The 17,041-nt window shown below is 74.4% G+C and carries 16 protein-coding genes; 10 read left to right on the top strand and 6 right to left on the bottom strand.

The features are described 5' to 3' along the window. Window position 1: 1 nt before the first annotated feature. Genes GA0070603_RS14650 through GA0070603_RS14640 form a run of 3 tightly spaced genes read right to left on the bottom strand, consistent with a single transcriptional unit; the run spans window position 2 to window position 1,574 of the window. Window positions 2–721, bottom strand: a complete 720-nt coding sequence (locus tag GA0070603_RS14650; protein ID WP_091313409.1) for an RICIN domain-containing protein — start codon at window positions 719–721, stop codon at window positions 2–4. Between the two features lie 58 nt (window positions 722–779). Next, a complete protein-coding gene (locus GA0070603_RS14645; RefSeq protein ID WP_091313402.1) occupies window positions 780–1,064 on the bottom strand; it encodes a DUF427 domain-containing protein in 285 nt (94 codons plus the stop codon). A 39-nt stretch (window positions 1,065–1,103) separates the two neighbouring features. Then, window positions 1,104–1,574 (bottom strand): aminoacyl-tRNA deacylase, encoded by a 471-nt coding sequence (locus tag GA0070603_RS14640; RefSeq protein WP_244282526.1) that lies wholly within the window; start codon window positions 1,572–1,574, stop codon window positions 1,104–1,106. 93 nt (window positions 1,575–1,667) lie between these two features. Between GA0070603_RS14640 and GA0070603_RS14635 the strand changes: the two genes are divergently transcribed. From GA0070603_RS14635 to GA0070603_RS14620, 4 genes are all read left to right on the top strand, one after another. After that, the gene (locus tag GA0070603_RS14635) at window positions 1,668–3,053 is read left to right on the top strand and encodes an FAD-binding oxidoreductase (protein ID WP_091313394.1); all 1,386 of its coding nucleotides are present in this window, start codon (window positions 1,668–1,670) and stop codon (window positions 3,051–3,053) included. Beyond that, window positions 3,050–4,393, top strand: coding sequence for a class I SAM-dependent methyltransferase (locus GA0070603_RS14630; protein ID WP_091313391.1), 1,344 nt, complete (start codon window positions 3,050–3,052; stop codon window positions 4,391–4,393). Before GA0070603_RS14635 ends, GA0070603_RS14630 begins: the two co-directional genes overlap by 4 nt. 91 nt (window positions 4,394–4,484) lie before the next feature. After that, window positions 4,485–5,045: a winged helix-turn-helix domain-containing protein gene (locus GA0070603_RS14625; RefSeq protein WP_091313387.1), complete on the top strand. Its 561-nt coding sequence runs from the start codon at window positions 4,485–4,487 to the stop codon at window positions 5,043–5,045. Continuing rightward, window positions 5,038–5,889, top strand: a complete 852-nt coding sequence (locus GA0070603_RS14620) for an SRPBCC family protein (protein WP_091313384.1) — start codon at window positions 5,038–5,040, stop codon at window positions 5,887–5,889. The genes GA0070603_RS14625 and GA0070603_RS14620 overlap by 8 nt, the downstream gene beginning before the upstream one ends. A 3-nt stretch (window positions 5,890–5,892) precedes the next feature. On the opposite strand, the gene GA0070603_RS14615 is transcribed toward GA0070603_RS14620, so the two are convergent. Beyond that, the gene (locus GA0070603_RS14615) at window positions 5,893–7,095 is read right to left on the bottom strand and encodes an RNA polymerase sigma factor (RefSeq protein WP_091313377.1); all 1,203 of its coding nucleotides are present in this window, start codon (window positions 7,093–7,095) and stop codon (window positions 5,893–5,895) included. 5 nt (window positions 7,096–7,100) lie between these two features. Further along, a complete protein-coding gene (locus tag GA0070603_RS14610) occupies window positions 7,101–7,430 on the bottom strand; it encodes a YciI family protein (protein ID WP_091313367.1) in 330 nt (109 codons plus the stop codon). 120 nt (window positions 7,431–7,550) lie between these two features. Here GA0070603_RS14610 and GA0070603_RS14605 point away from each other — a divergent pair, with 120 nt between their 5' ends. The 3 genes from GA0070603_RS14605 (at window position 7,551) to GA0070603_RS14595 (ending at window position 10,623) form a co-directional block, all read left to right on the top strand. Beyond that, on the top strand, window positions 7,551–7,784 hold the full coding sequence (locus GA0070603_RS14605; RefSeq protein WP_091313358.1) for a zinc-ribbon domain-containing protein: 234 nt from the start codon (window positions 7,551–7,553) through the stop codon (window positions 7,782–7,784). 228 nt (window positions 7,785–8,012) lie between these two features. Beyond that, complete coding sequence (locus GA0070603_RS14600; protein ID WP_091313352.1) at window positions 8,013–9,092, top strand: hypothetical protein; 1,080 nt, start codon at window positions 8,013–8,015, stop codon at window positions 9,090–9,092. Between the two features lie 31 nt (window positions 9,093–9,123). Further along, window positions 9,124–10,623 (top strand): hypothetical protein, encoded by a 1,500-nt coding sequence (locus tag GA0070603_RS14595; RefSeq protein WP_091313346.1) that lies wholly within the window; start codon window positions 9,124–9,126, stop codon window positions 10,621–10,623. Between the two features lie 4 nt (window positions 10,624–10,627). Here GA0070603_RS14595 and GA0070603_RS14590 read toward each other — a convergent pair whose 3' ends face one another. Beyond that, window positions 10,628–11,581: a S41 family peptidase gene (locus tag GA0070603_RS14590; RefSeq protein WP_091313340.1), complete on the bottom strand. Its 954-nt coding sequence runs from the start codon at window positions 11,579–11,581 to the stop codon at window positions 10,628–10,630. Window positions 11,582–11,637: 56 nt separating this feature from the next. Between GA0070603_RS14590 and GA0070603_RS14585 the strand changes: the two genes are divergently transcribed. The 3 genes from GA0070603_RS14585 (at window position 11,638) to GA0070603_RS14575 (ending at window position 16,921) form a co-directional block, all read left to right on the top strand. Beyond that, window positions 11,638–12,138 (top strand): ArsR/SmtB family transcription factor, encoded by a 501-nt coding sequence (locus GA0070603_RS14585; RefSeq protein ID WP_208862886.1) that lies wholly within the window; start codon window positions 11,638–11,640, stop codon window positions 12,136–12,138. A 104-nt stretch (window positions 12,139–12,242) separates the two neighbouring features. Further along, a complete protein-coding gene (locus GA0070603_RS14580) occupies window positions 12,243–14,435 on the top strand; it encodes a trypsin-like serine protease (RefSeq protein ID WP_091313336.1) in 2,193 nt (730 codons plus the stop codon). Window positions 14,436–14,641: 206 nt separating this feature from the next. Continuing rightward, window positions 14,642–16,921 carry a putative bifunctional diguanylate cyclase/phosphodiesterase gene (locus GA0070603_RS14575; RefSeq protein WP_208862885.1) on the top strand — a complete coding sequence of 760 codons (2,280 nt, stop codon included), beginning with the start codon at window positions 14,642–14,644 and terminating at the stop codon, window positions 16,919–16,921. Window positions 16,922–17,041 lie beyond the last annotated feature (120 nt).

Genomic DNA, 17,041 nt, shown 5'->3' with positions numbered 1-17,041 from the left:
GTCAGCCGACCGCCCACTGCTGCTCGGGGGCGCCGTTGCAGGGCGCCTGTTCGAGCCGGCTCCCCGCCTCGGTGGCGGCGTCGTCGACCTGCGCGCACTTGCCGCTGTGCACGGCGACCAGCAGCACCGGGCCGGACCCGGTCGGGTTGAGCTTCCACTGCTGGTTGGCCTGGCCGTTGCAGGACCACTGCACCAGGTCCGTGCCGTCGTCGGTGCGCTGCTCGAACACGTCCAGGCACTTGCCGCTGGCCGCGTTGACCAGGACGTAGGTGTCGGCGGCCACCGGGGTGACGACCCACTGCTGTTCCGGCCCACCGGTGCAGTCGGCCAGCGCGGCCTTCGCTCCCTCCGGATCGTCGCCGGTCACACCGAGGCAGAGCCCGGAGGGCACCCCGCGGAGCACCCGCGGCGTGGCCGCGGGGGCCACCGGCGTGGTCGGGGCGGTGCTCGGCGAGGGCGCGGCCGTGGTGGGAGCGGGCTCCGTCGTGGCCGGGGCCGCACTCGACTCGCTCGCCGCGGGGGTCGGCACGGCCGCCGCCGGCACCACCGGCGGGTCGCCGCCGCCGCCGAGCACGCCGGTGGCGAAGAACACCCCCAGGAGTACGCCCACCAGGGCGACGCCCAGCGCGATCCGCATCAGCGGGTCCTGCGGCAGCCCGCGGCGGGCCGGGCGGCGACCGCCGTAGACGGTGCCGGACGGGTCGGTGCGCGGGTCGGCCATGGGGGCATCCTGACCCACGGCTGCCACCGAGAGCCAGTCGCCCCGGCGGCGGGGTGACTCAGTCGACGACCCGGACGTCCTTCCAGAACGCCACCCGGTCGCGCACCATCTCCGCCTCCGGCTTGGGGTCGGGGTAGTACCAGACGGCGTCCGGGCTGGTGGCGCCCTCGTGTTCGAGCGTGTAGTAGGAGGCCGTGCCCTTCCACGGGCAGACCGTGTGGGTGTCGGAGTCGCGGATCAGGTCGTCGCGCAGGGCCGTGCGGGGGAAGTAGTGGTTTCCCTCGACCAGCACGGTGTCGTCGCTCTCCGCGACGACCAGGTCGTTCCAGACGGCTTTCGGCATGCCCCCACGCTATGCCGGCGACCGGGCGGCGGCCACCGTTCAGCGGGCGGGCTCCGGGTCGGTGACGTCGGCGACTGTCGCGTCGAGAGCGGCGAGGGCGGCGTCGGCGTCGACCGCGACGGCCACCCCGTGCTCGCCGGCGCCGAGGGTGATCTCCCGGCCGCGCAGCCGCTCGTCGGCGACCACCGGCCAGGCGGTGGTGGCGCCGAACGGGGTGATGGTGCCGCGTTCGTAGCCGGTGGCGGCCTTCGCGGCGGCGGCGTCCGGCATGGACATCCGGCTCACGCCCAGCAGGTGGCGCAGCTTCGGCCAGGAGACGACCCGGTCGCCGGGGGTGAGCACGAACAGGTGGTCGTCCTCGCCGCGGCGGACCACGATCGTCTTCACCACGTCGGGGACCGCGACGCCGCGCGCCGCCGCCGCCTCGGCGAGGCTGCGTACCGGGCCGTGCCGGATCACCCGGTAGGGCAGGCCGGCGTCGTCCAGGGCGGTGAGGGCGGGGGAGGACATGCCCGCCACGGTAACCCGCGCGTCTCCGGGTGGCCGAGAAACGGCCACCGTGGACATCCCACGAATTGTCGTACCCAGGCGTAAGGTGATCTCATGCACGCTGTCCGTGATCATGAGCGGGCGGTGGACGCGCTGCGGCGGTCGTACGCCGCGGTGCCCGCCGGGGAACCCGTACGGCTGGCCAAGCAGACCTCCAACCTGTTCCGACCCCGGTCCGCGCCGCGCACCCCCGGCCTGGACGTGAGCGGGCTGACCGGGGTGCTCTCCGTCGACCCGGACGCCCGGACCGCCGACGTGCAGGGCATGTGCACCTACGAGGACCTGGTCGACGCCACCCTGCCGCACAACCTGATGCCGCTGGTCGTGCCGCAGCTGCGCACCATCACGCTGGGCGGCGCGGTGACCGGGCTGGGCATCGAGTCCACCTCGTTCCGCAACGGCCTGCCGCACGAGTCGGTGACCGAGCTGGACATCCTCACCGGGGCCGGCGAGCTGGTCACGGCCCGGCCGGTGGGCGAGCACGCCGACCTGTTCCGGGCCTTCCCCAACTCGCTGGGCAGCCTCGGCTACTCCACCCGGCTGCGCATCGAGCTGCAACCCGTGCGCCGCTACGTGGCGCTGCGCAACATCCGGTTCAGCCGGCTGGAGGAGCTGACCGACGCGATCGCCGAGGTGGTCGCCAAGGGCTCCTGGGAGGGCGAGCCGGTCGACGGCATGGACGGGGTGATGTTCAGCCCCGGCGAGGCGTACCTGGTGCTGGCCACGTTCACCGACGAGGCCGACGGCGGGCCCAGCGACTACACCGGCCAGGACATCTACTACCGCTCGCTGCGCCGGCGCACCCGCGACGTGCTCACCACCTACGACTACCTGTGGCGCTGGGACACCGACTGGTTCTGGTGCTCCGCGGCGTTCGGGGTGCAGCACCCGGTGGTCCGCCGGCTCTGGCCGCAGCGCTACCGGCGCAGCGACTTCTACCACCGCCTGGTCCGGCTGGAGCACCGGCACCAGGTGGCCGCCCGGATCGACCGCCTGCGGGGCCGGCCGGCCCGGGAGCGGGTGGTGCAGGACGTGGAGATCCCGCTCGCCGGCACCGCCGACTTCCTGCGCTGGTTCGCCCGGACGGTGCGGATGACTCCGGTGTGGCTCTGCCCGCTGCGGCTGCGGGAGCCGGCCGGTCCGGGATCCGCCCGGGCGTGGCCGCTGTATCCCCTCCAACCGGGCGAAACCTATGTGAACATCGGTTTCTGGGGGAGCGTGCCGATCGCCGAGGGCGCCGCCGACGGCGACGTCAACCGGGAGATCGAGCGCGCGGTGTCGGACGCGGGCGGGCACAAGTCGCTCTACTCCGACGCGTACTACGACCGGGCGGCGTTCGACCGGCTCTACGGCGGGGCGACCTGGCGCGCCGTGAAGGAACGCTACGACCCGGACCACCGGCTCACCGGACTGTACGAGAAGGCGGTAGCGAGAGCATGAGTCTGACCGACCGAACGCCCGGGGCGGCGAGTGCCCCGGCCGGCCCGCCGGCGGGGGGCCGGCGTGGCGGACCGACCGTGGCGGACGTGATCCGCGCGGTCACCACGGGCGACCTGCCCGTGCGCATCACCGGATACGACGGCAGCGCGGTCGGCCCGGCCGACGCCGGGATCACCCTGGCGATCCGCTCCGAACGCGGGCTGTCCTATCTGCTCACCGCCCCGGGTGACCTGGGCATGGCCCGGGCCTACGTGAGCGGCGACCTCGGGCTGGAGGGCGTCCACCCGGGCGACCCGTACGAGGCGTTGCGGGTGCTCAAGGACGAGATGCCGCTGCGCATGCCGCCGGTGGGCGAGGCGCTCGCCCTGGTCCGGGGGCTCGGCTGGGAGCGGCTGCTGCCACCGCCGCCCCCGCCGCAGGAGGCCGCGCCGCGCTGGAAGCGGGTGGTCAACGGGCTGCGCCACTCCCGCACCCGGGACAGCAACGCGATCTCCCACCACTACGACGTCTCCAACGCCTTCTACGAGAAGGTGCTCGGCCCGTCGATGACGTACACCTGCGCGGTCTTCCACAGTCCCACCGACACCCTGGAGGAGGCGCAGCGGGCCAAGTACGACCTGGTCGCCGGCAAGCTGGCGCTGAAGCCGGGGATGCGGCTGCTCGACGTCGGCTGCGGCTGGGGCGGCATGGTCCGGCACGCGGCCCGGGAGTACGGGGTCAAGGCGCTCGGCGTGACCCTGTCGCGGGCGCAGGCCGAGTGGGCGCAGGCGGCGATCGAGCGGGAGGGGCTGGGTGACCTCGCCGAGGTGCGCCACCTCGACTACCGGGACGCGCCGCGCGAGCAGTTCGACGCGATCTCGTCGATCGGGCTGACCGAGCACATCGGGGTGCGCAACTACCCGGCCTACTTCGGGGCGCTGCGCAGCCGGCTCAAGACCGGCGGCCGGCTGCTCAACCACTGCATCACCCGGGCCGACAACCGCGCGCCGCACCGTTCCGGGGCGTTCATCGACAGGTACGTCTTCCCGGACGGCGAGCTGGCCGGCCCGGGCCGGCTGATCAGCGAGATCCACGATGCCGGGCTGGAGGTGCACCACGAGGAGAACCTGCGCCAGCACTACGCGCTGACGCTTGCCGGCTGGTGCCGCAACCTCGTCGAGCACTGGGACTTCTGCGTCGGCGAGGTGGGCCCGGGCACCGCCCGGGTCTGGGGTCTCTACATGGCCGGCTCGCGGATGGCCTTCGAGCGCAACGGCATCCAGCTGCACCAGGTGGTCGCCACGCACAACGGTCCGGACGGGGTGAACGGCTACCCGTTGCGTCCCGACTGGACGCCCTGACGATCCTCGTCCCCGAAAGGCCGCGCGGCCCGCGCGGCCTTTCGTCGAATTCATTGACAAAGAAGTTTTGTACGTACAAACTGATTTTGCCATGAGAGACGTCCTGTACCTGGAAGAGCGCGAGCAGGCCGAAGCCCTGCTCAAGCCGCAGCGGATCGAGGTGCTGCGGCAGCTCGCCGAGCCCCGCACCTGCACCGAGATCGCCGCCCGGCTGGAGCAGACGCCGCAGCGGGTCTACTACCACGTCAAGCAGCTGGTCGCCGCCGGGCTGGCCGAGCAGGTCGCCGAGCGGCGGGTGCGCGGCATCAGCGAGGGCATCTACCAGGCCGCCGCCCGGTCCTACTGGCTCTCGCCCCGACTCGTCGGCCGGATCGGCGGGGCCCGCCGCGCACAGGACGAGCTGAGCCTGGGCTACCTGCTCGACCTCATGGAGGAGGTCCAGGCGGACATCGCCGCGCTGGACCGCACCGCCCCCGAGTTGCCGTCGATAGGTGTCTCCGGCGAGATCCGGGTGCCCGCCGAACGGCGGCAGGAGTTCCTGCACGACCTGCAGTCGACGCTGCGGGACCTGTTCACGCGCTACGGCGGCGCCGAGGGGGACGCCTTCAAGCTCGCCGTGGCCTGCTACCCGAAGGGCGACAACGATGAGTGACCTGCTGACCGTCCGGGCCCGCCTCGCCGCGCCGGCCGAGGCCGTGCGCCACGCGCTGACCGACCCGGCCGAGCTGCGCGCCTGGCTGGCCGAGCACGCCGAGGTCGAACTGCCCCGGCGCTACGAGTTCTGGGGCCGCTACACACCGGAGGGCGACGCGCCGCACCAGCGGCTGCTGCACGCCGACGAGCGGACGCTGCGCTTCGCCTGGACGCTCGACGGGGTGGAGACCACCACCGAGTTCGAGCTGACGCCGGAGGGCGACAGCACCGTGCTGACCCTGCGGCAGAGCCACTTCAGCTTCGCCGAGGCCATGGACGGCAGCAGCATCCGCGGCGTCCTCCAGACCTTCTGGGCCCTCGCGATCGCCAACCTCAACGCGCACCTGGAGGGCCGCCCGCTGCTGCCGCGCACCGACTTCACCTCCGCCGACCTGCGCGGCGAGGTGCTCATCGACGCGCCGGTGGACAAGGTGTGGACCTCCCTGACCGACTCGGAGCAGGCCAGCGCCTGGTTCGGCTTCCCGATCGGCATCGAGCCCTGGGTCGGCGGCCGCTACGCCATGGGCGGCTTCGACGCCGGCTACGCGGCCAAGGTCGTCGACCTCACCCCGGGCCGCGCGCTCTCCGTCGACTGGGGACCGACCGGCGTCAGCACGTGGGAGCTGGCCGAGTCCGACGGCCGGACGAAGCTGACCTTCGTGCAGTCCGGCTTCGACGAGGGCAACCCCCCGTACGCGGCCTGGACCGGGTCCGTGGCCGGGCTCGCCGAGCTGCGCCGCTTCCACGAGATGGCCGACTGGCAGCCGATCTGGCTCGCCGTGGAAATGCCCAGCAACGCCTGAGCCTCAGGGCGACAGTTCGGCGGCCCGGCGGAGCAGCGCCCGCCGCTCGGGGTCGGAGCGGACCAGGTCGGCGGCGGCCCGGAACAGCGCGGCGGCGCGTGCCGGGTCGCCGAGGCGGGCGGTCAGCTCGGCCTCGGCGGCCACCGCCGGCGGGTAGCCGTCCAGCGCCCCGCCGGCCCGGGCCTCGGCGAGCAGGGCCAGACCGGCGGCGGGGCCGTACGCGTACCCGTGGGCCACCGCCCGGTTCAGCCCGACCACCGGGGTCGGCTGGAGCCGGGCCAGCGCGTCGTAGCAGCCGGCGATGGCCGGCCAGTCCGTCGCCGCGGCGGTCGGGGCGGTCGCGTGCGCGGCGGCGATCCGGGCCTGGAGGGCGTACGGGCCGTCGCCGGCACGCGCCAGCAGCGCGACGCCCTCGGCGATGGCGGACCGGTCCCACCGGGCGCGGTCCTGCTGGTCGAGGGTGAGCAGGTCGCCGGACGGGTCGCGGCGGGCCGTCCGGCGGGAGTGGTGCAGCAGGAACAGGGCGAGCAGCCCGGCCGCCTCGGCCTGGTCCGGCAGGAGTGTGTGCAGCAGCCGGGCCAGGCGGATCGCCTCGGCGGCGAACGCGGGCTCGCCGTCGGCGTCGTACCCCCGGGTGAAGAGCAGGTAGAGCACGCCCAGCACGCCCGGCAGGCGCTCGACAAGCGCGGGCCCGGTCGGCACCCGGTACGGGACGCCGGCCGCGGCGATCCGGGCCTTGGCCCGGGTGAGCCGGCGGGTCATCGTCGACTCGGTGACCAGGAAGGCGCGGGCGATGTCGGCGGTCGGCACCCCGGCCACCGTGCGCAGGGTCAGCGCCACCCGGGCCTCCAACGCGAGCGCCGGGTGGCAGCAGGTGAAGATGAGCCGGAGCCGGTCGTCCACCACGTCTCCCTCCGGTGGCGCGGGCGCGGGATCGGTGAGCAGCGCCAGGTCGCGCAGCTTGCGGCGTTCCACGCTGGCGCGGCGCAGCACGTCCACGGCCCGGTTGCGGGCGGCGGTCATCAGCCACCCGCCGGGGTTGTCCGGCACGCCGGTGCGGGGCCAGCGTTCCAGCGCAGCCGCGAGGGCCTCCTGGGCGCAGTCCTCGGCGAGGGTCCAGTCGCCGGTGACGCGGATCAGGGCGGCCACGATCCGCGGGTACGCCTCGGCACCCGCGTCGGCGACCGCCCCGGCCGCGTCGGTCATCCGGATCAGTCCTCCACCAGCGGGCGCAGTTCGATGCGCCCGGCGTACGCCATCGGGTGGGCGCGGGCCACCTCGACCGCCTCGTCCAGGTCGGCGCACTCCAGCAGGTCGAAGCCCACGATGACCTCCTTCGTCTCGGCGAACGGGCCGTCGGTGAGCAGCAGTTCGCCGTCGCGGACCCGGACCGTGGTGGCGGCCGACGGGGGCGCGAACCGGCTGCCGGTGAGGCGCTGGCCGTTGGCGTCCCGCTCGGCCACCCACTTCTCGATGTCGGGCGCGGCGTCCGGGTTCCGGTCCGGCTGGGTGTCGGTGCAGACGAGCATCATGTACTTCATCGCGTCTCTCCTGTCGGTCGTGCTTCCATCCACCCTGACGATCGGGCGTCGCGCATCCGGACAGCCGAGAGAAAAAATATCGGTGGTGATTTCCGGGGCCCGGCGGGGTAATGCCGGGCGATGTTCTTCATCTTCGGGCTCCGGACCAAGGTCGACCGGTCCGGCGTGGTCACCCAGGTCTGCCGCAACTGCGGCAACCGGGCCGCCCAGGTCATCACCCGGCGGGCCACGAAATTCACCCTCTTCTTCATCCCGCTGATCCCGGTACGCACCCGGTACGCGCAGCAGTGCACGTTCTGCGGCGCCCAGTACGAGGTCTCCCGGGCCGAGGCCGAGCGCCTCCCGGTCGGCTGACCGTGGCGCGCTTCCTCTGCTGGCTGATCGGCCGCCAGCCGGTCACCCCGCCGGCCGCGCCGGTGCACACCGTCTCCCGGCCCCCGTGCACGCCCGGCCGCCGGCGCCGCCGCCGCAGCCGTCCCACGGCGGGCGCCGAGTCACCCCGCTCACCCTGGAACCGGTCGGCCGGCCGCTGACCCGCGCCGGCATGGCGTGGCGGCGGACACCGCCTATCCTGGGCGGATCATGACGGAGACCGCGCAGCGCCTGGCCGAGATCCGGGGTGGCGTGCCGCCCCGGCGGCACAACGCCCGCACCATCGCCGCGCTGACCGGCAACCCCGGCTGCACGCGCCGGGCCGTGCTGGACAGCGCCGGGGTCGACAAGCCGAAGCTGGCCGAGCGGGTCGGCTTCCCGGCCCGGTTCGGCCAGTCCCGCTTCGCCATCACCCGGGGCAACGCGTTCGAGGCCCAGGTGAAGGCCGACGGCGGGGCGGAGCTGCTGCGCCTGGTCGCGGAGCGGCTGGGCGTGCCGGTGCCGGACGGGGCCACCTGGACCGACCTGGGCGGCGACGAGGACCGGCCGGAGCGGTCCCGCACGGCGCTCACGGCGTCCGGGGACGGGCCGGCGCTGTTCGACCACCCGCTGCTCGGCCTGGACGTCGCCGGCCGCCGGGTGAACCTGGAACCGGACCTGGTGGCCGCCCGGCTCGCCGGCCGCTTCCACGTCGTGGAGATCAAGTCCTTCCCGATCATCGACGGCCAGGCAGACCCGGCCAAGGTCGCCGCCGCGGCGATCCAGTCCGCCGTCTACGTGCTGGCGCTGCGCGAGCTGCTCGCCGCCGAGGGGCGGGACCCGGACCTCGTCTCGCACGAGGTGGTGCTGGTCTGCCCGCGGGACTTCGCCAACCGGCCGGTGGCCAGCCTGCTCGACGTGCGCAAGCAACTGCTGGTGCTGCGCCGCCAGCTCGACCGGATGGCCCGGATCGACGACCTGCTCACCGCTGTGCCGGCCGGGTTCACCGCCGACCTGAGCGCCGACCCGGCCACGCTGGCCGGCGCGCTGCACGGCGTACCGGCCCGCTACGCGCCGGACTGCCTGGCCGCCTGCGAGCTGGCCTACTTCTGCCGGCACGAGGCGCGCGGCCACACCGGCGCGCTGGGCCGGCCGGTCCGCGAGGCGCTGGGCGGCGTCGCCGAGGTGGCCGACGTGCTGGCCCTCGCCGCCGGAGAACGTGCCCCCGAGCCGGAGCAGGCGGAGGCCGCCGCGCTGCTGCGCGCCGCCGCGCGCCTGCGCGCCGACGCCCTCGCCGGGCACCCCGCATGAGTACGCCCCGACACCCCACCCGGAGCACCCGGTGAGCACCCTGCGTGCCCTCGCCCAGGCGCAGGCGGTCACCGCCGGGGTGGCCCAGCCGGTGGCCACCGTCCGGCACCTGCACCTGTCCGACCGCCCGCTCGTGCTGGTGCCGCTGGCCCTGGCCGGCGAGGCCAACGCCCCGCTCGCCGCCCTGGTCGGCGCCGCGCCCGACGAGGCCCGGCTGCTCGTCGTGCCGCAGCCCCGCAACCGGGACCAGCGCTTCGCGTTCGCGGCCGAGCTGGCCGGGATCGTGCTGCCGTACCTGGACGAGTTCCGGGACCGCACCGAGGCGGTGCCTGTCGACCGGGGCCGGGACGTCCGGCACCGCTACGTCGACGCCCCGCAGCTTCTCGTGCCGAACCCGGCCGGGATCACCTTCCTGCGGCTGTTCGGCCGCTCCACCCGGTTCCGCCGGCCGGACGGCGAGCACCCGGTGCACCCGTCGGTGCCGCTGCTCGGCCGCTGGCTGACCTTCTTCGCGGAGCGCGCCGAGCACCCCGGCTCGGCGGCTCTCGTGGCGCTCACCGAGGCGCTGACCCTGCACTGGGCGACCGGGCAGAGCGCCGTCGAGGACCTCCACCTGCCGGCGCTGCTCGGCTGGCTCGACCCGCCGCCCGGGCTCACCGGCGCCGAGGCGGCCGCCCGGGCCGAGGACGCGGCCCACTGCCCGCCGGCCGGCCCGGCCACCGACCCGGACTTCGACAACCACCGGCTCGCCCCGGCCATCGAGGCGTACACCCGCGCCGAGGACGACCCGGTCGCCCGCGCGGCCGCGTACGCGGAGCTGGAACGGCTGCTGCGCGACCAGCTGACGCCCACCTGGGAGATGATGTGGCGCGGCGTCGGGTTGCTCCGCGCGCTGCCGGCCGGCGCGCGGGTGGCCGGCCGCTGGGACGGCGACAAGGACGCCTTCACGGCGCACGCCGAGCACGTCGACGCGGGAGGCGGCCCGCAGCCGCGCCGGGACGGGGCGGTGGCCGCGGCGCTGCGTCTGCACCGGCTGGAACGGGCGCTCACCTCCTACGCGGTGCAGCGCGCCTACGACGACCCCCTGGTCATGGCCGAGCACCGGCTGACCGGGGAGGCGTTCGTCGGCGACGTGACCCTTGCCGACCCGAAGCGGGTGGACGACACCGGCAAGCGGCCGGTGCTGCGCCCGCGGATCCAGGTCGTCACCACCGAGCCGGTGCTCGTGCCCGTCGGCGCGACCCTGTACTCCCCGGCCCGGCCGGCCCAGAAGGCGAAGGTGGTCTTCGTGACCCCGGCCGCCGACGGCAAGACCGAGGTGGTGCTGGAGCTCTCCGGCGGGATGGGGCGCGGGCTGACCGCGCCGCCGGGCACCGTGCCGGAGGTGGGGGAGCGGCTCTGCCTCACCACCCTGTCGGACGGCTTCCTGCCGGCCGGGGCCTTCCCCGCCCCGGAGGAGACCCCCTGGACCCACGGCGGCCCACCGGCCACGGCACCCGCTCCCGAGGCCGCGGCCGAGGACTGGTCCTGACGCCTCAGCCCAGGGCGGCCAGGGCGTCGCGCGCCTCGGCCGCCGTCGGCCGCTCCGGGTCCGCGGCGAGCAGGCTCTCCAGGGCCCTCCGGTACGCGACCTCGCGCGCCGCCCCGGCCGGCGTCTCGACGTCGGGGGCGACCCCGCAGCCCTCCCAGTTGGTGCCGCTCGCCGCGTTCACCGGCCGGGCCACCGGCACGGTCAGCTCCAGGTGGGGGTGCAGCCGGTGCCCGATCCGCGGGTGCGCGCCGCCCCGGGTCCGCTCGCCGACCACTGTGGCCCGGCCGAACTGCTGGAGGTCGTACGCCAACTCCTCGCCGCCGGAGAACGTCTCCGGACCGGTCAGCACGAGCACCGGTTTGTCCGGCGCGTAGCGGGGCACGGGCAGCCACGCCGCGCTCCAGTACTGGTGGGTGGTCCCCGCCCGCTCGTGCATGGTGTGCAGGTGGGTCGGCTCGGCGAAGAACCAGCCGCAGACCAGTGCCACCATGTCCGGGCTGCCGCCCCGGTTGCCGCGCAGGTCGAGCAGGAGCGCGTCGGTGCCGGCGAGCAGCCGCAACGCGGCGACGACGAGGTCCCCGGCCAGGTGCGGCGGGAAGAGGTACGGCCTGATCTCCAGCAGCCCGACGTTGCCGGGCAGCCGTTCCACCCGGGCAACGCCGCCCATGGTGAGCGCGGCGAGCTGGACGAAGTGCTCCTCGGCCGGGTCACCGGCGATGTCGGCCAGCGGCGCCTCGTGGTGCTTGAGCCGCAGGTGCAGGTCGCCGTTGGCCTCCTGGAGGTCGGTGGTGACCAGCGCGCCGAGCGCCGCCGCGTCGGCCACCCCGTCGTACGCCCCGGCGCGGAGCCGGTCGCCCAGGTGGGCGGCGATCCGGCCGGCCACCTCGGGAAAGACGTACTGCTCGGCGACCAGCTTCGCGGCCCGCTCGACGATGTCGGTGATCTCATCCTGTCGCATGTCCTGAGTAGAGCAGTCGGGTTGACAAAGCGTCAAGAGAATTAGACGCTTTGGCGGTGAACCACGAGACCGAGCTGGAGGTCCGGACCCCGGCCCACTTCAAGGCGCTGGCCCACCCGTTCCGGCACCGGCTGCTCTTCGCGCTCGGGTCCGGGCCGGCCACCATCAGCCAGCTCGCCACCGGGCTCGGCGCGGCCAAGGGCACCGTCGCCCACCACCTCAAGGTGCTGACCGAGGCCGGCATGGTGCGGACCGCGCACACCCGGCAGGTGCGCGGCGGCACCGAGCAGTACCACGAGCGCGCCTTCCGCCGACTGACCGGCGAGACCGGCGACGCCGGCGCCACCACCGCGCTGTTCGGCGCGGTCGCCGAGGAACTGGCCGGCGACCCCGACCCGCTGCTGCACCTGCGCCACCTGCGGCTCACCCCGGCACAGGCCGAACGGCTGCGGTCCACGCTGGACACACTGGTCGGCGAGGCCGAGGAGGCCGGCCCGGACCAGCCCCGCTACGGCGTCCTGGTCTCCCTCTACCGCCGCCCTGATCGTCCCTCTTGATCGCTTATGTTCCTGCGCGCATCGCGAACCGCTATCGATGGCTAACATCCTGCGAGATCGGGTCGGACCCCCGGCCCGCTGTCGCTACCTCAACGGGGGATGTGTTGTCAGCTCATCGTGCACGGCGATGGGGAGCCGGTCTCCTCGGCGTCGTCCTCGCCTCGGGTCTGCTGGGCGGCGGAACCGCCTCGGCCGTCACCGGCGCCACCCCGGTGCCCGACGGCACCTACGCCTTCACCGCCAAGGTGACCTTCGGCGACGCCCGGGCCTGCACCGGCGCGCTCGTCGACCAGAACTTCGTCGTGACGGCCAAGACCTGCCTCACCGACGGGACCACGCCGGTCGCCGCCGGCGCGCCCACCAAGCCGACCACGGTGGTCGTCGGCCGCACCGACCTCACCACGACAGCCGGTCGGGAGCTGGCGGCCGTCGCGGTCGTCCCGCACCCGGACCGGAACCTCGCCCTGCTGCGGCTCTCCGCCCCGGTCGCCGGCATCGCGCCGGTCGCCCTGGCCGCGACCGCGCCCGCCGCCGCGGAGACGCTGAAGGTGGCCGGCTACGGCCGCACCGCCACCGAGTGGGTGCCGGACCGGCTGCACGCGGCCGACTTCACCGTCCAGGCCGTCGCCGCCGACACCGCCGACATCGTCGGCGCCTCGGCCGGGGCGACCATCTGCAAGGGCGACGCGGGTGGCCCCGCGCTCCGCGACGTCGCCGGCACGCCGCAGCTCGTGGCGATCAGCAACACCTCCTGGCAGAAGGGCTGCCTGGCCGAGACGGAGACCCGCGACGGCGCCACCGTCACCCGGGTGGACGACCTGGGCTCGTGGATCCGCGAGCAGACCGCCGACGTGCAGATCTTCGGCGTCGCCGCCGGGGGTCAGCTCACCTACAGCGTGATCGACGCGGCCAGCGGCCAGCTGCGCGCCAACCGCCAGTCGACCGCCACGCTCGGCTTCACGGCCAAGGCCATGGCCACGCTGAACGAGAACACGATCCTGATCACAAGCACCAGCGGCACGATGTACCGGGTGGACGTCACGGGGCTCGACCCGCTGACCTTCACCACCACCTCCGTCATGGACGGCTGGTCCACCTACGACCGGCTGGCCTACGACGGCTACGGTTCGCTCTACGGCATCATCGCCACCACCAACGAGCTGCGCCGCCGGACGCTGACGACGGAGAAGCCGGCCACGGCGGCCGACCTCAGCCGGTCCACCGTCGTCGCCACCGGCTTCTCCCAGAAGACCCTCACGGCGAGCGGGCCCGGCCGGATCCTCGGCAACATCGCGGACGGTCGGCTGCTCTCCTACAAGATCAACGGTGGCGGGCCGGAGGGCTTCGTCTACAGCGCCCTGGCCGCGACCGGCTGGGCCGGCTACACCCACGTGCTCTCGCCCGGTGGCGGCTGGTACTTCGCCCGCACCTCGACCGGCGGGCTGGACCGGTACCGTGACGCCAACCCGTACGACGGCAGCGGTGCCGACCTGACGAAGTCCACCGCGGTCAGCACCAGCGGCTGGAGCCAGACGCTGCTGTCGGCCCGGCCGTGGCACGGCCTGGTCTCGGTCTACGGCGCCAAGCCCGACGGCCGGCTCTCCTACACCGCGTTCGACCCGGTGACCGGCGCCACGGTCTTCAGCACCGTGTCGACGCAGACCCTCGGCTTCACGCCGAAGACGCTGGCCACCCTGAACTCGGACACGCTGCTCGTCACCGACGGTGGTGACCTCTACCGGGTCGACATCACGGGCACCCAGCCGCTCACCTTCACCCGGACCGCCTCCATTCAGGGGGGCTGGACGCACACCCGGCTGGTCTACGACGGCTACGGCTCACTCTTCGGCCAGGCGGGCAGTGTCCTGCACCGCTACACGGTGACCAAGTCCAAGCCGGCCGTCGCCACCGACATCACGAACCACGTGGTGCCGATCAGCAGTGGCTTCGGTGTGCTGTCGCTGGGCGCCAACGGCAAGGGCCACCTGATCACCACGACCAGCACGGGGGCCCTCGCCACGTACTACATCACCCCGGCCGGCGCCTGGGACGGCCGCTTCGACCCGGCGACGACGGGCTGGAGCGGGGTCACCTCGCTCTTCTCGCCCGGCAGCGGTCACTACTACCGCCGCGACGCCAACGGCGTGCTGACCGGCTACCTGGAGACCAGCCCGTTCGACAGCACCGGCGCCGACCTGACGGCGTACGTGCCGACCGGCACGGCCGGCGGTGGTTGGGACGCCATCCTCTCCGTCCAGCCGTACGACGCCTGGCCGGACAGCACGCGCCGCTGGTGACCAGCGGCACCCGATGACGACGCGGGCCGTCTCCACTGCGGTGGGGGCGGCCCGCGCCGCCGTTCGGTGGCCGACAGCGATCGGCTCTGGCGGCGGCACCGGGCGCTGACTAGGCTTGCGCCGTTCGCCGTCCGCAACCGGTCCTCACCGTCGAGGGTGCCCGTCTCAAGAGAGAGCCGGAGCGAATCGTTGTACCGCAGCAGGACGTGAGCCTCGCCGCCGTGGCGCCGGCCCGTCGCCCGCTCTCCGGCCGTGTCGGGCTCGTCGCGGCCGTCCTCGTCGTACTCGGGGAAGCGGTGTGGCTGGCCGGCGGCCTGCCGGGCGCGGCCCTGGTCAGCGACCTCGGCGCGGTGGCGGTGTCGAGCTGGGCGGCGGTGGCCTGCACGCTTGTGGCCCGGCGGCACCCGACCCCGCTGCGCCGGTTCTGGGCGCTGCTCGCGGCCACCATGATCCTCGCCGCGGTCGGCCGGACGGTGTGGACGGTCGAGCGGCTCAGCGGGCACGACCTGCCGCACACCCCGCTGGTCGGCGGGCTGTTCACCGCCGGCATCGTCACCGGCACCGCCGCGCTGCTCTGTTCCCTGGCCGCCCCGCGCAGCCTGGTCGGGCAGGCTCGCACGCTGCTCGACGGGGTGATCGTCGGCCTGGCCCTCATCCCGATCGGGTGGGTCGTGGTCTTCCGCGACCTCGCCGACGCCGACCTGGCCGATCCGCAGCGCACCTTCGGGCTGCTCTACCCGATGCTCGACCTGATGCAGCTCACCATCCTGGTGGCGGTGGCCGGGCCGGCCCGGCCGATGTGGCGGGCGCTCACCGTCATCGGGGTCGGTCTGGCCACCCGGGCCGCCGCCGACGCCGTCTACGTCTCCCTGGTGGCGCACGGCAGCTACGCCCCCGGCCATCCGATCGACGTCTGCTGGCCGCTGAGCTACCTGCTGATGGGGCTCGCGACCCGGTACCCGCCGCCGCCCGCCTGCGAGGGCGAGGAGGAGACCGGCGAGTCGCCGCTGCCGCCGTGGTGGCGGGTCGCCCTGCCGTACCTGCCGGTGGGCGGCGCGATCGTCGCCGTGGTGCTCGCCCGGCGGCCCACCGGGCAGACCCCGCACATGATCTTCATCGGCATGATGGCGCTGCTCGGGGTGCTCGCGCTGCGTCAGGGGCTGGCCGCCAACGAGAACCTGCGGCTGGTCGCCCGGCTCCGCCGGCTCGCCTACTCCGACCAGCTCACCGGCCTGCCCAACCGGTTGACCTTCACCCGGCGGCTGCGCCGGGCCCTGCGCGACGGCGGGCCGGTCGCCGTGCTGCTCCTCGACCTGGACGGGTTCAAGCAGGTAAACGACCGCTTCGGGCACGCCGCCGGTGACCGGCTGCTGACCACCATCGCCGAACGGATGGGTGACGCGATCGGCCCCGACGGGATGATCGCGCGGCTGGGCGGCGACGAGTTCGCCGTGCTGGTGGCCGGGGACCGGCCGGTGCCGCCGGAGCGGCTCGCCGTCCGGCTGCTCGCCGCCCTCGAACCGCTGCCCGGCGAGGAGGACCTGGGGGTGCACCCGTCGGCCAGCATCGGCATCGCCGAGTACGGCCCGCAACACACCTCCCACACCGACCTGCTCCGCGACGCCGACATCGCCATGTACGCGGCCAAGGCGGCCGGCAAGTCCGCGTACCGGACGTGCACGCCGCAGCTGCGGGAGTCGGCGGTGACCCGGGCCGAGCTGATCGCCGACCTGCGCCGCGCGGTCGACGAGGGGCAGCTGCTCATGGAGTTCCAGCCCATCGTCGACCTGGCCACCGGCACGGTACGCAGCGCCGAGGCGCTGGTCCGCTGGCGGCACCCCCGGCTCGGGGTGCTCCCCCCGGCGCGGTTCCTGCCGCTGGCCGAGGAGACCGGGCTGATCCTGGCCATCGACCGGTGGGTGATCCACGAGGCGTGCCGGGCCGCGGCCACCTGGCGGAGGCACGTGCCCGAGGTGACCGTGGCCGTCAACATCGCCGCCGCCCACCTGCGCCGGCCCGACCTGATCGCCACGGTCACCGAGGCGGTCGGCGCGGTCGGCCTGCCGCCACGCGCGCTCACCCTGGAACTCACCGAGTCGGCGCTGATCGAGGGGAGCGAGGCGGTGCTCGACCGGCTGACCCAGCTCCGCGACCTGGGCATCCGCATCGCCATCGACGACTTCGGCACCGGCTACTCCTCGCTGAGCTACCTGCACCGGATCCCGGCCACCGAGCTGAAGATCGACCGGTCGTTCGTGTCCCGGCTGGACGCCGACGACGCGCGGGCGTACGCCACTGTCGAGATGGTCAACCGGCTGGCCGGCGCGTTCGACCTGGCCGTGGTGGCCGAGGGCGTGGAGACCGGCAGCCAGCACGCCGCGGTGACCGCGATCGGCTGCCTGCACGGCCAGGGCTGGCGCTACGGCCGCCCGGTCGCCCTGTCCGAGCTGCTCCACGCGCTCACCCCGGTCGACGCGGCCCGCTGACCGGCCCGGCCGGCGCCGGGCCGAAGGTCCCGGACAGGACAGGGGGTTCGGCCCTGCTGGCGGTGCCCGGTCCACCACCAGGATGGTGTCAACAACCGACGGACACCATCCATACAGGAG

The sequence above is a fragment of the Micromonospora chersina genome (assembly GCF_900091475.1).
GTDB lineage: Bacteria > Actinomycetota > Actinomycetes > Mycobacteriales > Micromonosporaceae > Micromonospora > Micromonospora chersina.
This window is presented reverse-complemented; position numbering and strand designations above follow the sequence as displayed.

Excerpts from the sequence above, each read along its gene's own strand:
- GA0070603_RS14650 (WP_091313409.1), bottom strand. The coding sequence starts at position 721 with ATGGCCGACCCGCGCACCGACCCGTCCGGCACCGTCTACGGCGGTCGC.
- GA0070603_RS14645 (WP_091313402.1), bottom strand. The coding sequence starts at position 1,064 with ATGCCGAAAGCCGTCTGGAACGACCTGGTCGTCGCGGAGAGCGACGAC.
- GA0070603_RS14640 (WP_244282526.1), bottom strand. The coding sequence starts at position 1,574 with ATGTCCTCCCCCGCCCTCACCGCCCTGGACGACGCCGGCCTGCCCTAC.
- GA0070603_RS14635 (WP_091313394.1), top strand. The coding sequence starts at position 1,668 with ATGCACGCTGTCCGTGATCATGAGCGGGCGGTGGACGCGCTGCGGCGG.
- GA0070603_RS14630 (WP_091313391.1), top strand. The coding sequence starts at position 3,050 with ATGAGTCTGACCGACCGAACGCCCGGGGCGGCGAGTGCCCCGGCCGGC.
- GA0070603_RS14625 (WP_091313387.1), top strand. The coding sequence starts at position 4,485 with ATGAGAGACGTCCTGTACCTGGAAGAGCGCGAGCAGGCCGAAGCCCTG.
- GA0070603_RS14620 (WP_091313384.1), top strand. The coding sequence starts at position 5,038 with ATGAGTGACCTGCTGACCGTCCGGGCCCGCCTCGCCGCGCCGGCCGAG.
- GA0070603_RS14615 (WP_091313377.1), bottom strand. The coding sequence starts at position 7,095 with ATGACCGACGCGGCCGGGGCGGTCGCCGACGCGGGTGCCGAGGCGTAC.
- GA0070603_RS14610 (WP_091313367.1), bottom strand. The coding sequence starts at position 7,430 with ATGAAGTACATGATGCTCGTCTGCACCGACACCCAGCCGGACCGGAAC.
- GA0070603_RS14605 (WP_091313358.1), top strand. The coding sequence starts at position 7,551 with ATGTTCTTCATCTTCGGGCTCCGGACCAAGGTCGACCGGTCCGGCGTG.
- GA0070603_RS14600 (WP_091313352.1), top strand. The coding sequence starts at position 8,013 with ATGACGGAGACCGCGCAGCGCCTGGCCGAGATCCGGGGTGGCGTGCCG.
- GA0070603_RS14590 (WP_091313340.1), bottom strand. The coding sequence starts at position 11,581 with ATGCGACAGGATGAGATCACCGACATCGTCGAGCGGGCCGCGAAGCTG.